The sequence below is a fragment of the Ligilactobacillus hayakitensis DSM 18933 = JCM 14209 genome (assembly GCF_000615845.1).
GTDB classification, from domain to species: Bacteria; Bacillota; Bacilli; order Lactobacillales; family Lactobacillaceae; genus Ligilactobacillus; species Ligilactobacillus hayakitensis.
The window spans coordinates 12,043-26,408 of record NZ_BAML01000010.1 but is presented as its reverse complement, the minus strand read 5'-3'; the positions used below and the strand labels follow the sequence as shown (position 1 = coordinate 26,408).

The 14,366-nt window shown below is 31.9% G+C and carries 14 protein-coding genes and 1 pseudogene; 11 read left to right on the top strand and 4 right to left on the bottom strand.

Annotation, left to right across the window (positions count from 1 at the left end):
• The first annotated feature begins 28 nt into the window (after positions 1 to 28).
• The 3 genes from JCM14209_RS04300 (at position 29) to JCM14209_RS04290 (ending at position 3,640) form a co-directional block, all read left to right on the top strand.
• A complete protein-coding gene (locus JCM14209_RS04300) occupies positions 29 to 2,191 on the top strand; it encodes a PBP1A family penicillin-binding protein (RefSeq protein ID WP_025022346.1) in 2,163 nt (720 codons plus the stop codon).
• Between the two features lie 23 nt (positions 2,192 to 2,214).
• Positions 2,215 to 2,562, top strand: coding sequence for a YlbF family regulator (locus JCM14209_RS04295; protein ID WP_025022345.1), 348 nt, complete (start codon positions 2,215 to 2,217; stop codon positions 2,560 to 2,562).
• A gap of 124 nt (positions 2,563 to 2,686) precedes the next feature.
• Positions 2,687 to 3,640, top strand: a complete 954-nt coding sequence (locus tag JCM14209_RS04290; RefSeq protein WP_025022344.1) for a 3'-5' exoribonuclease YhaM family protein — start codon at positions 2,687 to 2,689, stop codon at positions 3,638 to 3,640.
• A 70-nt stretch (positions 3,641 to 3,710) separates the two neighbouring features.
• On the opposite strand, the gene JCM14209_RS04285 is transcribed toward JCM14209_RS04290, so the two are convergent.
• The 3 genes from JCM14209_RS04285 to JCM14209_RS04275 all read right to left on the bottom strand — a co-directional run bounded on the left by JCM14209_RS04285 (position 3,711) and on the right by JCM14209_RS04275 (position 5,388).
• On the bottom strand, positions 3,711 to 4,598 hold the full coding sequence (locus JCM14209_RS04285; RefSeq protein WP_025022343.1) for a peptidylprolyl isomerase PrsA: 888 nt from the start codon (positions 4,596 to 4,598) through the stop codon (positions 3,711 to 3,713).
• 86 nt (positions 4,599 to 4,684) lie between these two features.
• The gene (locus JCM14209_RS04280) at positions 4,685 to 4,957 is read right to left on the bottom strand and encodes a hypothetical protein (RefSeq protein WP_025022342.1); all 273 of its coding nucleotides are present in this window, start codon (positions 4,955 to 4,957) and stop codon (positions 4,685 to 4,687) included.
• A 2-nt stretch (positions 4,958 to 4,959) separates the two neighbouring features.
• The gene (locus tag JCM14209_RS04275; RefSeq protein ID WP_025022341.1) at positions 4,960 to 5,388 is read right to left on the bottom strand and encodes an HIT family protein; all 429 of its coding nucleotides are present in this window, start codon (positions 5,386 to 5,388) and stop codon (positions 4,960 to 4,962) included.
• Between the two features lie 145 nt (positions 5,389 to 5,533).
• Between JCM14209_RS04275 and JCM14209_RS09035 the strand changes: the two are divergent.
• The 4 genes and pseudogenes from JCM14209_RS09035 to trmB all read left to right on the top strand — a co-directional run bounded on the left by JCM14209_RS09035 (position 5,534) and on the right by trmB (position 9,080).
• A pseudogene (locus JCM14209_RS09035) lies at positions 5,534 to 6,264 on the top strand (ABC transporter ATP-binding protein).
• Positions 6,265 to 6,266: 2 nt separating this feature from the next.
• Positions 6,267 to 7,475: an ABC transporter permease gene (locus JCM14209_RS04265; RefSeq protein WP_025022340.1), complete on the top strand. Its 1,209-nt coding sequence runs from the start codon at positions 6,267 to 6,269 to the stop codon at positions 7,473 to 7,475.
• Positions 7,476 to 7,538: 63 nt separating this feature from the next.
• Positions 7,539 to 8,342 carry a phosphotransferase family protein gene (locus tag JCM14209_RS04260; RefSeq protein ID WP_025022339.1) on the top strand — a complete coding sequence of 268 codons (804 nt, stop codon included), beginning with the start codon at positions 7,539 to 7,541 and terminating at the stop codon, positions 8,340 to 8,342.
• Positions 8,343 to 8,441: 99 nt separating this feature from the next.
• Entirely contained in the window at positions 8,442 to 9,080 is a 639-nt protein-coding gene (gene trmB, locus JCM14209_RS04255; protein ID WP_025022338.1) for a tRNA (guanosine(46)-N7)-methyltransferase TrmB, read from the top strand.
• Here trmB and JCM14209_RS04250 read toward each other — a convergent pair.
• A complete protein-coding gene (locus JCM14209_RS04250) occupies positions 9,077 to 9,382 on the bottom strand; it encodes a hypothetical protein (RefSeq protein ID WP_025022337.1) in 306 nt (101 codons plus the stop codon). The genes trmB and JCM14209_RS04250 overlap by 4 nt on opposite strands.
• A gap of 117 nt (positions 9,383 to 9,499) precedes the next feature.
• Here JCM14209_RS04250 and JCM14209_RS04245 point away from each other — a divergent pair, with 117 nt between their 5' ends.
• From JCM14209_RS04245 to murC, 4 genes are all read left to right on the top strand, one after another.
• A complete protein-coding gene (locus JCM14209_RS04245) occupies positions 9,500 to 9,820 on the top strand; it encodes a thioredoxin family protein (protein WP_025022336.1) in 321 nt (106 codons plus the stop codon).
• 22 nt (positions 9,821 to 9,842) lie between these two features.
• Positions 9,843 to 10,493, top strand: a complete 651-nt coding sequence (ytpR, locus tag JCM14209_RS04240) for a YtpR family tRNA-binding protein (protein WP_025022335.1) — start codon at positions 9,843 to 9,845, stop codon at positions 10,491 to 10,493.
• Positions 10,494 to 10,573: 80 nt separating this feature from the next.
• Positions 10,574 to 12,883, top strand: a complete 2,310-nt coding sequence (locus JCM14209_RS04235; RefSeq protein WP_025022334.1) for a DNA translocase FtsK — start codon at positions 10,574 to 10,576, stop codon at positions 12,881 to 12,883.
• A gap of 80 nt (positions 12,884 to 12,963) precedes the next feature.
• Positions 12,964 to 14,295: a UDP-N-acetylmuramate--L-alanine ligase gene (gene murC, locus JCM14209_RS04230; protein WP_025022333.1), complete on the top strand. Its 1,332-nt coding sequence runs from the start codon at positions 12,964 to 12,966 to the stop codon at positions 14,293 to 14,295.
• Positions 14,296 to 14,366: the final 71 nt, after the last annotated feature.

Sequence of the window (14,366 nt, the reverse complement as noted above, 5' to 3'; positions counted from 1 at the left end):
CTGTAAATTTGAATTAAGGATGACATACATGAGAGAATTTATAGATATTATAAAACTTAAATTTAATAATTTTAAGCAGAGTATAAAAAATAATAAAGAGAAAATAAAGAGCAAAAATTTTGATAAGACGTGGAAGTGGTTTTTTAAACGCTACCAGATATTTCGGTGGCTAATAATTTGTTTTTTAAGTCTATTTTTAATGATAAGTGTATATGGACTTTTTATTGCAAAAAAAACAAATGTTAAAGGGTTAAAATCAACATTGCAAACAGCAACTGTTGTATTAGACAAAAACGATGTTAAGGCAGGCGCACTTTATTCACAAAAAGGAACGTGGGTAGCGCTAAAGGATATTTCACCAAATGTTCAAAATGCTGTTTTATCAACTGAAGATCGAAATTTTTACCATGAATATGGCTTTTCGGTATCCGGAATTGCAAGAGCATTTGTATCTAACCTAAAGAATAAAATTCTTCGCCGTAATTATATTAGTGGTGGCGGAAGTACGTTGACACAACAACTAGTTAAGAATGCATTTTTATCGCAAGAGCAAACTTTATCACGAAAGTTAAAAGAAATTTATATTGCGGTTCAAGTTGAAAATGATTATTCAAAAGATGAAATTTTGACAATGTATTTAAACAATGCATATTTTGGAAATGGTGTTTGGGGAGTTGAAGATGCTTCTGAAAAATATTTTGGAATACATGCGAGCCAATTAACGGTACCGCAAGCAGCAACGTTAGCAGGAATGTTAACTAATCCAGCATCGTTTAATCCGCTTGATAATCCTGATGCCTCAACAAAACGCCGAAATTTAGTTATTAGACTAATGGCGGAAAATAAAAAAATTGATGAAGCTCAAGTTAGCACGTATCAAAATACACCAATGAATACGTATGATAATTATGAAACAGACTCAGGTTATCGATATCCGTTTTATTTTGATGCTGTTATTAGTGAAGCAATTCATCGATATGGTTTATCTGAAAAAGATATTATGAATAAAGGTTATAAAATTTATACGGCCTTAGATCAAAATTATCAGCAACAATTACAGCAAAAATTTGCTGATTCAAGCTTATTTCCCTCTTCACAAGGAAATAACATAAAAGCCCAAGGAGCTTCAGTAGCAATTGATCCTAAAACTGGAGGAGTAGCGGCTTTAGTAGGTGGTCGAAGTGGAACTCATGTTTTTAGAGGATATAATCGCGCGACCCAGTTAGTCCGTTCTCCTGGTTCAACAATTAAGCCTCTTGCGGTTTATGCACCGGCGTTGCAAGCAGGATATCATTATGATTCTGAAGTTCCAGATGAATTAAAAGCATATGGAAAAAATAAATATCGTCCGCATAACTGGAATGATATTTATGAAGGTCAAATTCCAATGTATCGAGCATTAGCAGATAGTAAGAATACATCTGCGGTGTGGTTATTAAATAAGATTGGTGTTTCTAGAGGATATAAGTCAGTTGAAAAATTTGGAATTAAATTATCTGCTTCAGATGAAAACCTTAGCTTAGCTCTCGGGGGCTTACAAAAAGGGGTTTCACCATATGAAATGGCACATGCTTATACAGCGTTTGCAAATGGCGGAAAGATGTACGATGATCATTTAATTAGAAAAATCGTAGATTCTCAAGGAAATATAATTGTAGATAATACAAAAGTAGATTCCAGAAGAGTTATTTCAGAAAAAACTGCAAATGAAATGACAAGTATGATGATAGACGTCTATAAAGATGGAACAGGTCAATCAGCTAAGCCGGCAGGATATACAATCGCAGGTAAAACTGGTTCAACTGAAAGTTTAACAGCAGCGAATAGCTCAAACGAAAATGATCATTGGTATATCGGTTATACACCAGATATAGTTCTAGCAACATGGATAGGTTTTGATTCAACGCAATATTCATTAAGTGATGAAGGTACAAGAGGTGGAGCAAGTCTATTTAAAAATGAAATGGAAGGGATACTCCCATATACGTCTGGAAATACGTTTAAAGTAAAAGCGGCATCAACCTTAGTTGAAACACAAAATATGGATAGTTCAAGCGTTTGGGGAACTTTCCAAAAGGCTGGAGAAAACTTAAATGATTCGTTTACTCAAAATGCTTCTGATATTGGAGAAAAAATATCAAACTTTTTGAATAACGGAAAAAATATGTTAGAAAACTTTTTAAGAAACTAATAAATGAAATGGAGATAAATAACATGGATGAATTACAAGGATTAGTAGGACAAGTAAAAGAAACTTTTGAAAATACAGCAGAGTTCAAGGAATTTAAAGAAATTGTTGAAAAAGTTAAAGCAGATGAACCAACTGCAAATGTATTTAACAAATTACGTAAGGCACAACAAGAAGTTAATGCTAAAGGACCAGATGAAGAAATTGATCCAGAACTAATGGCAACTCTTTCAACTTTAGGCCAAGAAATTACGAATTATCCATTATTATTAGAATTAATGCAAGCTGAAGAAAAAATGAATGCACTTATTCAAAATCTTACAACTGTTATGTTTGAACCAGTTGCTAGTGTTTATGGAGATATCGAAGAATAAAAAAACTGTGGCAAAAAACTTTGAAATAAACAGCAAATACTGCTAATATTTGAAAGGGAATAAGCCACAAGAAAAGGCTAGGTAATATTCCTAGCCTTTTTTGCATATTTAAGTAGGTGAAAAAATGGAAGAAAAAAGAATTTTTGATTATAAAGTTGACGAAAATTTAGAGATAATGGTATTGATAAAAAGTGCTGAAGTTCGAGTAGCAAAAAACGGGAAAAAATTCATAGCGTTTAATTTTGAAGACAAATCAGGAACGATAAGTGCGAAGTTTTGGGATGCAAATGACGCGATTATTCAACGTTTTACGGCAGGTAAAGTAGTAAAATTAACAGGAAAAAGGGAAGTATATCAAGGAAATCCTCAAATTAAAATTTTTAGAATGTTTGAAGTGCCAAATGCACCAGATATATCGGAGTTTATCCAAAGTGCACCCCTTAATGTTGAAGCAATGGAAAATGAAATAAAAGATACATTATTTGAAATTACAGTGATGCCTTGGAATAGAATTACGCGTTGGTTATTAAATAAATATCATAATCAATACTTTGATTATCCTGCAGCTAAAAAAAATCATCATGCTTTTAAAGGAGGATTAGCATTCCACTCATTATCGATTTTACGGTTAGCTAAGGCGGTTGCCAATGAATACGAAAATGTAAATAAATCACTCTTGTATGCAGGGGCAATATTACATGACTTGGGAAAAGTAATTGAATTATCGGGTTCGATTGCAACGACATATACAATTGCTGGAAATTTAATTGGTCATATTGTCTTGTTAGATGAAGAAATTATTAAAGCATGTCAGGATTTAAATCTTGATCCAAATGATGAGTCGATTTTATTGTTACGTCATATGATTTTATCTCACCATGGATTATTAGAATACGGCTCACCAGTACGTCCCCATATTTTAGAAGCAGAAATTTTACATAATTTAGATAATTTAGATGCTTCAATTCAAATGATTAATGGGGCGATTGATCATACCCCACAAGGAGATTTTTCTGAGAAAATATTTGGATTGGACGGGCGCAGTTTTTATAATCCAGATAAAAAAGGGGAGCGGTAGGATAATTTTAAAAAAATAAAAAATCCGCAAATAAATCAAAAAAGATTTATTTGCGGATTTTTTATTTGAATTATTTTGTTTCTGAAGATTGAATAAAGCTTGAAAGAACGTTTTGTAAATCTTTGTCTTTAATTGAAACATTACCTTTTTTCAAGACTTTAGAAACGACTTTTTGAAGAACATCAGAATCGTTTGTACGTTCGTCAAGAATTTGGTCTTTTAATTCTTGTTTGTGTGAATTAAATGAACCTTTACCTGGGTTCTTAATTGAATAGATTACGTGGTAACCATATTCTGTCTTTACAGGTTCAGAAGAAAAAGTACCTTGTTTTAACTTGAAAGCAGCTTTTTTGAATGAATCATCTAATTGTGTATCAGTGTTATCGAATGCTGGTAATTTTCCACCGTCATTCTTAGTTGATGAATCTTGTGATTTTTCTTTTGCTAATTTCTTAAAGTTTGCATAACTACCATCGTTTTTCAAATTGTCGATGATTGATTGAGCATCAGATTTCTTTTCAACTAAAATTTGAGCAACAGTAACTTTAGGTTGGTAAGTCTTCCATTGCTTTTTCAATTGCTTTTCAGTAATAGTAGTGTTAGCAGCAACTGCTTCTTTTAAAAGAAGTTGTTGGCGAATTTGCTTTTTGAATTGTGAGCGAGTCATATCATTTTGTTGTAAAACAGAATCAAATTCACTACCATATTGTTTTTTCATTTCATTAAATTTAGTTTCAACAGTTTTGTCAGAAACTTTAGAACCGTATTGTTTTTCCAATACCTTATCAAGAATCATTTGTTGTAAAACTTGTTTACCTTCAGTAGTGTTCTTTAAACTACTGTAGTATTGATCTTGAGTAATTTTACCACCAGAAGTAGTTGCAACAGTTTTTGAACATGCTGCCAAACTAAAGGTCAACATTACCCCAGTTATCGCTACTAACCATTTCTTTTTCATATGTAATACACATCCAATCATGTAAAATAATATCAATTAATACTATAACATACCTTTAAATAAGCTGTTAAGTTCTTTAATGAAATTTAACTATTTTTTGAGAATAAATCACTGAAATCATTCAAAAGATTGATGAATTCGACAATCGAATCTTGATTATCATTCAGAATTTCAGAAGAATTTCGTGCAGAAGCTTGAAGTTTTTTCGAAGCTAAAAGAACATCTTTTAAGTTATCAAGGTTTAAATTAAGTTCTTTTTTTAAATCAATTAATTGACTATCGATGCTTTTTTTGTTACTAAGGTAGTACCCAGCACCGCCAATTAACAAGACGCTTATAAGTGAAGTTTTAATTTTCATTGTTAATCCTCAATTTTTTCAGAAATATTTGCACCAATTTCTTGAAGTGATTCAGGAGTATTTTTTTCTGTGTTGTCTTGAAAAGTCATGCTAAAGCCATCTTCGTTATTGTAGCGAGGAATTAAATGAATATGTGAATGAAATACAGTTTGATATGCAACTTCGCCGTTATTATTAACAATATTCATCCCTTGGATCTTTGGATCTGATGCCTTGATAGCACGAGCAATCTTTGGAATACGTGCAAAAACATCAGCAGCTAACTTTTCATCGTATTCAAAAATATTTGCGATATGTTTTTTAGGAATAACAAGAGTATGTCCCTTAGTTGCTTGTGAAATATCTAAAAAAGCCTTAACTTTTTCATCTTCATAGATTGTTGTGCTAGGAATTTCACCAGCAATAATTTTACAAAAAATACAGTCTGTCATGTAAAATCCTTCTTTCTAAATAATAAATAGTTTTAAAAATATTATACACTATCTGACAAAATAAAATTAGTAGAAAATAGACAAGTAAATTAAACATTTGGTAAGATTAAAGTAAAAATAATTATTAAATAGAAGTGATGTTTAAATGGTATTAAAAGTAACAGATTTAGTAGGTGGATACTCTACAATTCCAGTATTAAAGGGAATATCTTTTGAAGTGAAAAAAGGGGAACTGGTTGGACTTATCGGCTTAAATGGGCTGGTAAATCGACAACAATCAATCACATTATTGGAATTTTGCAGCCGTTTTCTGGAATGATTCGAATTGAAGGAGTTAGTTTGGATGATGATCCACAGAGATATAAAGAAAAAATTGCTTATATTCCTGAAACACCAATTTTATATGAGGAACTTACGTTAAAAGAACATATTGAAATGACGATTATGGCATATAATTTAGATAAAGATGCAGCGTGGAAAAAAGCTAACGATTTATTAAAAGTTTTTCGGTTAGAAAATAAAATTGATTGGTTTCCTGCTGATTTTTCTAAAGGGATGAAGCAAAAAGTGATGATTGTTTGTGCCTTTATAACGAATGCAAGTTTATATATAATTGATGAACCTTTCTTAGGATTAGATCCATTAGCAATAAATGACTTACTAAACTTGATTGAAACTGAAAAAAAACGGGGTGCAGGAATTTTGATGTCAACCCACGTGTTGGCAACGGCACAAGAATATTGTGATAAATTTGTCTTGTTACATGAAGGACAAGTTAAAGCTCAAGGAACATTGGAACAGTTAAGGGCGAGTGAAAATAGTCAAGTAAATGCATCTTTATCCGACATTTATCTAAAAATGGCAAAGGAGGGATAAAGATGGTTGATTTATGGCAAAAACGTCTAAAAATATATCAAAAGCAATTGTTAAAGTATGGAAAGTATGTTTTTAATGATAATTTTATTTTGGCACTTTTTTTCATGCTAGGAGCAATAGCATATACCTATTCTAATTTTTTAAAGACTCTTTCTTTAAAAGAGGATTATTGGTGGGCTAAACCAGTTGTGTTGATAATTCTTGTGTTACTTCTCAGATTTATTAAAGTTGCGACTTTAGTAAGTAAACCAGATATTGTCTTTTTATTACCGAAAGAAAAACAAATGAAGATATATTTAAAATATGCTTTTAGAAGATCTAAACAAATAGCGCTAGTAATACAGATTATAGGAATAATAATTTTAACACCATTTTTAATTTACGGCGTTCATCTTTCGAAAGTAATGGTGGGGATTATCGGATTGACACAAGTAATTTTTAAATTAACAGATTTTAAATTAATTCAAAACCAATATTTTCAACCTTGGAATAAAAAATACGTTGAAAGCATCAGGATAATTTTTCCAGTTATAGTATATTTGATTGCATTTTATATTAATCCGATATCAGGGTTGATTTTAAGTGGTTGTTTGTATTTAGGGTTGAATTTTTATGTTAAAAAAATAAGTGATAAGCCCCTGAATTGGACTTATCTAATTGATCAAGAAAATAATAGACAAAAAAGAATTTATACTTTTTTTAATTTATTTACTGATGTCCCTCAAATTAAGAGTGGAGCTAAAAGAAGAAAGTACTTAGATAAGTTCTTATTTAAGGCAAAATATCCAACGCGCCATATCTATCAATTCTTACTATCAAGAGCTGCCGTTAGAAACCCTGAGTATAGTGGAATATTAATTAGATTAACCTTAATTGCAATGGTTGTAATTTCGGCGGTGGATATTTATTGGTTGGCAGTTGTAATGGCGGTTTTATTTAGTTATTTAATCATCTTTCAACTATTACCACTGTTTAATCATTTTGAAGGTAATGTTTACACTCATATTTATCCTGTCAAAAAAGTATACCAACTCCAAGATTTTCAAACATTATCGATGATAATATTAACAGTATGTGATGTATTATTTTTAATCAGTGGTTTGATTGGAAAGATGACTTTACAAGAAATTATTATTTTAATGGTAGTTTTAGGGATGGAAAACATTTTATTGAGCAGGGTGTATATCAAGATAAAGTTAAAAATAACTTGACATCAAGTCTTGAAATCAGTAGACTTTAACTAGTTAAAACCATGTATAAGGAGAATACAGGCTATGAACTTTAGCATTGATAAAGGATGGCACGTTCTCCCTCTTGGTGGGAATACAAATTCCGCATTTATGGGAATTAGAAAAAATGAACAACATGCTGTAGAAAAAATATTTCTAAAGCGAAATACTTCACCGTTTTTAGCAGCTCTTTCTTTGGAAGAAATTACTCCACGCTTAATGTGGACAAAAACAATGATTTCAGGAGATACTTTGACTGCTCAAGAGTGGTTAAACGGACGAAGTGTTTCTAAAGATGAAATGGTGTTTGATAAACGAGTGAAATCCTTATTATACAAGGTTCATCATTCGTCCGTATTAAAGAAGATGTTGCGACAGGTTGGTGGCCAAGTAAAGGGGCCAACAGAATTTCTTGATGAATATCAAAGTGATTTATCGGAAGAATTAAGAAATCATCCAACATTGATTCAAGCAGTATTTAATTTGAAGCAAAACTTACCGGAATTTGAAAGACAACAATTTACCGTGTGTCATGGTGATTTAAATCATAAAAATTGGTTGCTTTCAGATACTGATCAACTTTATTTAGTTGATTGGGAATCAGCTAAAATCGCTGATCCCGCAAGTGATCTCAGTATGTTAATGTGTCAATATGTCCCACGTACAGATTGGGAGCAATGGGTAATTCAATATGGAATACAAGTAGATGATAATTTGAGATATCGAATTTATTGGTATTCGGTAATGAATTTATTGCTTGAAATTAAAGAAAAATATCAACGTGGTCGTTTCAACGAAATGAACCAAGACATATTAAAAATATCAGAATATATTGGTATTGATAGATAAATATTTAAAATTATTAAAATATTGGGACTGGTGAAGTAAAAATTTTCCGGTCCTAATTCTTTTAAAAAAAGATAAACGATATTAAAATTGGAGGAAAATATGCGTTTAAGAAATCGCCCATGGGCAAAACCGTTAATTGAAGAAAATCCACAGTACGTCGTTACTGAGCCAGAAAAACTAAGAGGAAAATGGCAAGAACGATTTGGTAATGAAAATCCTATTTTTATTGAAATTGGAATGGGAAAGGGTCGTTTTATTATTGAAATGGCGAAAAAACACCCTGAAAATAATTATATTGGCCTTGAAATTCAAACTGTAGCTGTTGGGATGGCTTTAAAAAAGCAATTAGAAGCAAAACTCCCTAACTTGCAACTTGTTAGTGCTAATGGTGCTGGATTACAAGAATTTTTTGAAGAAAATGAAGTTCAAGGAGTTTTCTTAAACTTCTCAGATCCATGGCCTAAAAAGCGCCAAGAAAAACGTCGATTAACATATAAAACATTCTTGGAACAATATAAATATGTTATGAAAGAAGACGGACATCTAGAATTTAAGACAGATAATCGCGGATTATTTGAATACTCACTTGCAAGTATGAATAATTTTGGAATGATTTTTGATCAAGTTTGGCTAGATTTACATGATACGCCTGATGTTGAAGATAATGTCATGACAGAATATGAAGAAAAATTTAGTAAAAAAGGGCAACCAATTTTTAAATTAGAAGCCCATTTTTAAAATAATTCATGTAATTCAATGATTTCACCAGATTCAAGACATGTAAAAGAAAATCTTGAATCTGAAGTTGAAAATCCGCCAGTATATGTAATTGGTAAGTCACTTTTATAGCGTGTTTTAGGATAAACGTGAATCCAAGTTCCAGTAAAAGCATAACCATCTTGGAGCAAATTATTTTTGACTTTATTCAAGATATGGTCACTCTTTTTTGTTTGGTAATTACTAGACAAAAGTATAAAAGCAAAAGGAAGAAAAATAATTCCTCCGAACAAGAAGATTAAATAAAGGTATTTCTTCTTCATCTTATCGCCACCTTTCATTGATTGTATTATACCATGAGCGTTCAAGTGGACAAATTAAAAGTTTGTAGTTTATAATTAATGCAATAATTTAATTGAAAGTAAGGAAAGTGATAAAATATGGAACAACTAGAAGTTATGAACAAAGTGCAGTTAGAAGAAAAATTACAAAAAGGTAATTATGTGTTATTCTTTACAGCTGGTTGGTGCCCAGATTGCCGTTTTATTAAACCAGCAATGCCTGAAATTGAAGAAACATTTAGTGACTTTGAATTTATTACAGTTGATCGCGATGAAAATATTGATTTATGCCAAGAATTAGATGTTTTTGGCATTCCAAGTTTCATCGTTTACAAGGATGGTCAAGAAGTTGATCGTTTTGTTAATAAAGATCGTAAAACAAAAAAAGAAGTTACAGAGTTTCTTGAAAGCGTAAAATAATTTTTAAAGGAGATTAGAATCTATGTTAGTTTCTACTTATAACTCAAAGAATATTGGTGATGTGCTAATATTAATGCTTAACGCAGATAGTGAAAATCAAGAAAGTCAAAGTAAAAATAACGTCACACGTATTTACGATGTGAAAACAAATAAAACTTTAGGTTTCAATATCTTTGAAGCTTCAACAGTCGTTCCTAATTTAAAAGGTAATGGGCAAGTTGTTTTAAATAACCAACAAGTAAATGCTCTAAATGAATTACTAGAACAAAATGGTTTTGAACCTGAATTAGTAGTTGATGAGAGTCCTAAATTTGTTGTTGGACGCGTTGAAGAAATGGTAGAACATCCTGATTCTGATCACTTACATGTTACAAAAGTCCGTGTTGATAACGATGAAGTTCTTCAAATTGTTTGTGGGGCTCCTAACGTTGATCAAGGACAAAAGGTAGTTGTGGCTAAGGTTGGAGCAATGATGCCAAGTGGGTTAATTATCTGGCCAGGGGCTTTACGTGGAGAAACAAGTAATGGGATGATTTGTGCTGCACGTGAATTAGCCTTACCAAATGCACCACAAAAACGTGGTATTTTAGTATTAGATGAAAATGATACTGATTTTAATGTTGGTGAAGAATTTAATTTTGAAAAAGGCGCCCAACTATTTGTAAATAAATAGGTATTATATGATAAAATAAGCTAGTATTGTTAAATGCTAGCTTTTTTTGTTAGTAAATAAAAATAGTAAGGGTGGAAAAAATGGAACATTATGATGGTCCTGCATTCTTTCGGAATAGTAAATCTGTAACTCAGCCAAATAGTAAAATTGTTTCAAGACGTAAGATTAAAAAGGCAATACAGACTGAAAAAAGAAATGAAACTAGAAAACAAGTTCAAAAAAAGGCGCAAATTTCGACTCCTTATCGTGGAACATTTAAATTTAAACCAACATATGTTCCACCTTCAATTATTAAAGATAATAATCAGGAATTGAATATTAATTATCATAATTTAGTAAATCAGTTGAAAGAAAAGTTCAAAGAACTGATTATTTTAGCTACTGATAACCACGATTTTGAAGAAGTCACGATTCCCCAAGAAAAGCCAAACAAGGGTATTTTAACTGCGAATGAATTTGAAAATGAAGAAGAAAATTTAGATAGTCTCACACCGGTTGTGAACCAAACAGTTGAGAGGAAAGAAAACGCTGAATTTTTCGAAGAACAAGATATTCCTTCAACAATTGAAGTTGAAAATGAAAGTAGGAGCGAAAGTCAAATTTCAAGTGAGATTGAAATTAATAGTGAAGTATCAAAAATGGTTGACAGAGGAAATGCGACAAGAATTCCATATCAAACAGCAAAACATAATTTAAATGTCGTTGATCAAAATCAAACTGGTAATGCTAGTATACAAGAAAAAATGGCAACTGAAGAAGTTGGGGTATCTGAAATAAATGAAGTTGAAGCAGATGTTATTGAAAATTCTCCTCATGAAGAAATAAGCAAGCCAAAAAAACGAGCTTTAGATCGTTCTTTATCTGATATTATTCAACAAGAAGAAAATGATTTACAAGCTGCATCTCCATTTTTTAATGGTAAGCCAGAAGTTGATAATAAAAATGATGTTAAAGATGAAGTAAATGAAGATATAGGCTACGTTTTCCCAGAAATGGCATTATTACCTGATCCAATTGTTGTTGATGATGCTGAATTAGATGAATGGGTATTAAATCAAGTTGAAGTTTTAAACGAAACACTTGAAGCATTTAATGTTAATGGTGAAGTAACAAATTGGACAATTGGACCAACAGTTACGCAGTTTGAAGTCTCTTTAGGTCGTGGGGTAAAAGTAAATAAAATTACTAATTTAAATGATGATTTAAAATTAGCTTTAGCTGCAAAAGATATTCGAATTGAAGCACCGATTCCAGGTAAAAGAAGTGTCGGAATTGAAATTCCAAATCGTAAATCAAGACCTGTTATGTTATCTGAAGTGTTAGATTCAAAAGAGTTTAAAGAAGCTAAATCTCCGCTTACCGTAGCATTAGGTGTCGACTTGTTTGGCAAGCCACAAGTCACTAATATCGCCAAAATGCCTCACGGTTTGATAGCGGGGGCAACTGGATCAGGGAAATCTGTATTTATTAATAGTATGTTGATTTCGCTGTTGTATAAAGCGAAGCCTTCAGAAGTTAAAATGATTTTGATTGATCCAAAAGCCGTTGAAATGGCGCCGTACCAAAATATTCCCCATCTTTTAGCGCCGGTGATTTCGGATCCTCAAGCAGCGACGGCATCGTTAAAATGGGCAGTTAAAGAGATGGAAGAACGTTTTGAAAGATTAGCTGCAGCAGGCGCTAAAAATTTGGAAGCTTATAACGAAAAAGCTGAACAACGTGGGGAATATGGCTTAAAAATGCCTTATATCTTAATTGTAATTGATGAGTTAGCAGACTTAATGATGGTAGCATCATCTGAAGTTCAAGATTACATTATTAGAATTACGCAAAAGGCTAGAGCTGCAGGGATTCATATGATTATTGCCACTCAAAGACCAAGTGTTGATATTATAACAGGGGTAATCAAAAGTAACATTCCAACGCGAATTGCGTTTATGGTTTCTAGCCAAGTGGATTCTAGAACAATTCTTGATCAAGCAGGCGCTGAAAGATTATTAGGACGCGGAGATATGCTTTATTTAGGAAATGGTGAAAGTCAGCCTAAACGTATTCAAGGAACTTATGTTGAAGATGAAATTGAAAAAATTGCCGATTTTGTTCGTGCACAACGAAAGCCAAGATTTGCATTCAATCCGGATAATCTAAAAAAGATTGAAACGCAAAGCGAAAATGAAGACGAATTAATGCCTCAAGTATTGGATTATATTGTGAATGAAGATAGTATTTCAATTTCTAAATTACAACGAATTTTTTCAATTGGATATAACCGTGCGGCCAAAATTATTGATGAATTAGAAGCTAAACAATACATATCTCCCGCGCGTGGTTCGAAACCACGAGATGTATTTATTACTCCAGAAGGCTTAGAAAAATTACGTAACCAATAATGGTAATCATATTGAATAACAATTTAATTTTGTAGTAAAATTAATACGATTAAATCTTAGAAAAGAGGCTAAATAAAATTATGAAAATGGATACAACATATTTTTTTGTTGGAATTAAGGGGACTGGAATGAGTTCATTAGCCTTAATCCTGCATGACAAAGGATTAAAAGTTAAAGGGTCAGATATTGATAAATACACTTTTACTCAAAAAGGTTTAGAGGATGTAGGAATTCAAATTTTTCCTTTTGATGAAAAAAATATTCAAGAAGGGATGACCATTGTTCGTGGAAACGCTTTTGGCGAAGATCATGTCGAAATTAAGCGTGCTAAAGAATTAGGATTAACAGTATTATCCTATCCTGAAACAGTTGAACAAATTATCGAAGAAACTACGAGTATTGGGGTAGCCGGAGCTCACGGAAAAACAAGTACGAGCGGTTTATTAGCCCATGTTTTAAGTGGTGTTTCACCAACTAGTTTCTTGGTAGGAGATGGCTCTGGTAAGGGAGTTCCTAATGCACGATTCTTCGTTTTTGAGGCCGATGAATACCGTCGCCATTTCGTTGCTTATCATCCAGATTATGCAATTATGACAAATATTGATTTTGACCACCCAGATTATTTTACTGGAATTGATGACGTTATCGATGCTTTTGAAACATTAGCTAAGCAAACTAAGAAGGGAATTTTTGCTTGGGGCGATGATCAACATTTACGCAGCATTAAAGTAGATACACCGGTATACTACTATGGAACTAGTGAAAATGATGACTTTATTGCTAAGAATATCAAGCGAACAACTAAAGGATCTAACTTTGATGTTTACTTTAAAGATGAATTTATCGGTAACTATGATATTCCGATGTTTGGAGAACATAACGTCTTAAATAGTTTAGCGGTAATTGCAGTTTCATATATGGAAAAAGTAGATCAACAAGAAATCGCTAAGGAATTACTTTCTTTTAAAGGGGTAAAGCGTCGATTCACAGAAAAGAAAGTATCAGATATGATTATCATTGATGATTATGCACATCATCCAGCTGAAATCAAAGCAACAATTGATGCAGCTAGACAACAATATCCAGATAAAAAGATTATTGCTGTTTTCCAACCGCACACATTTAGTCGTACAATTGCCTTATTAGATGAATTTGCTGAAAGTTTAAGTTTAGCTGATCAGGTATATTTAACAGATATTTTCAGTTCGATTCGTGAAAAAGATGGAAAAATTTCCTCACAAGATTTAGGTAAGAAAATTTCTAAGGGTGGCGAAGTATTAGATTTAGAAAATATGTCACCATTATTGAATTATCATGATGATGTTGTTATTTTTATGGGTGCTGGAGATATTCAAAAGTACGAACATGCATATGAAGATTTACTAAGTAATTTAAGTCTTAAGAATAATTAAAGTTTTTAACTTGGATGGTGTAAAACGCTATCCAAGTTTTATTTTATATAGTATGATATAGGATGAAGGAT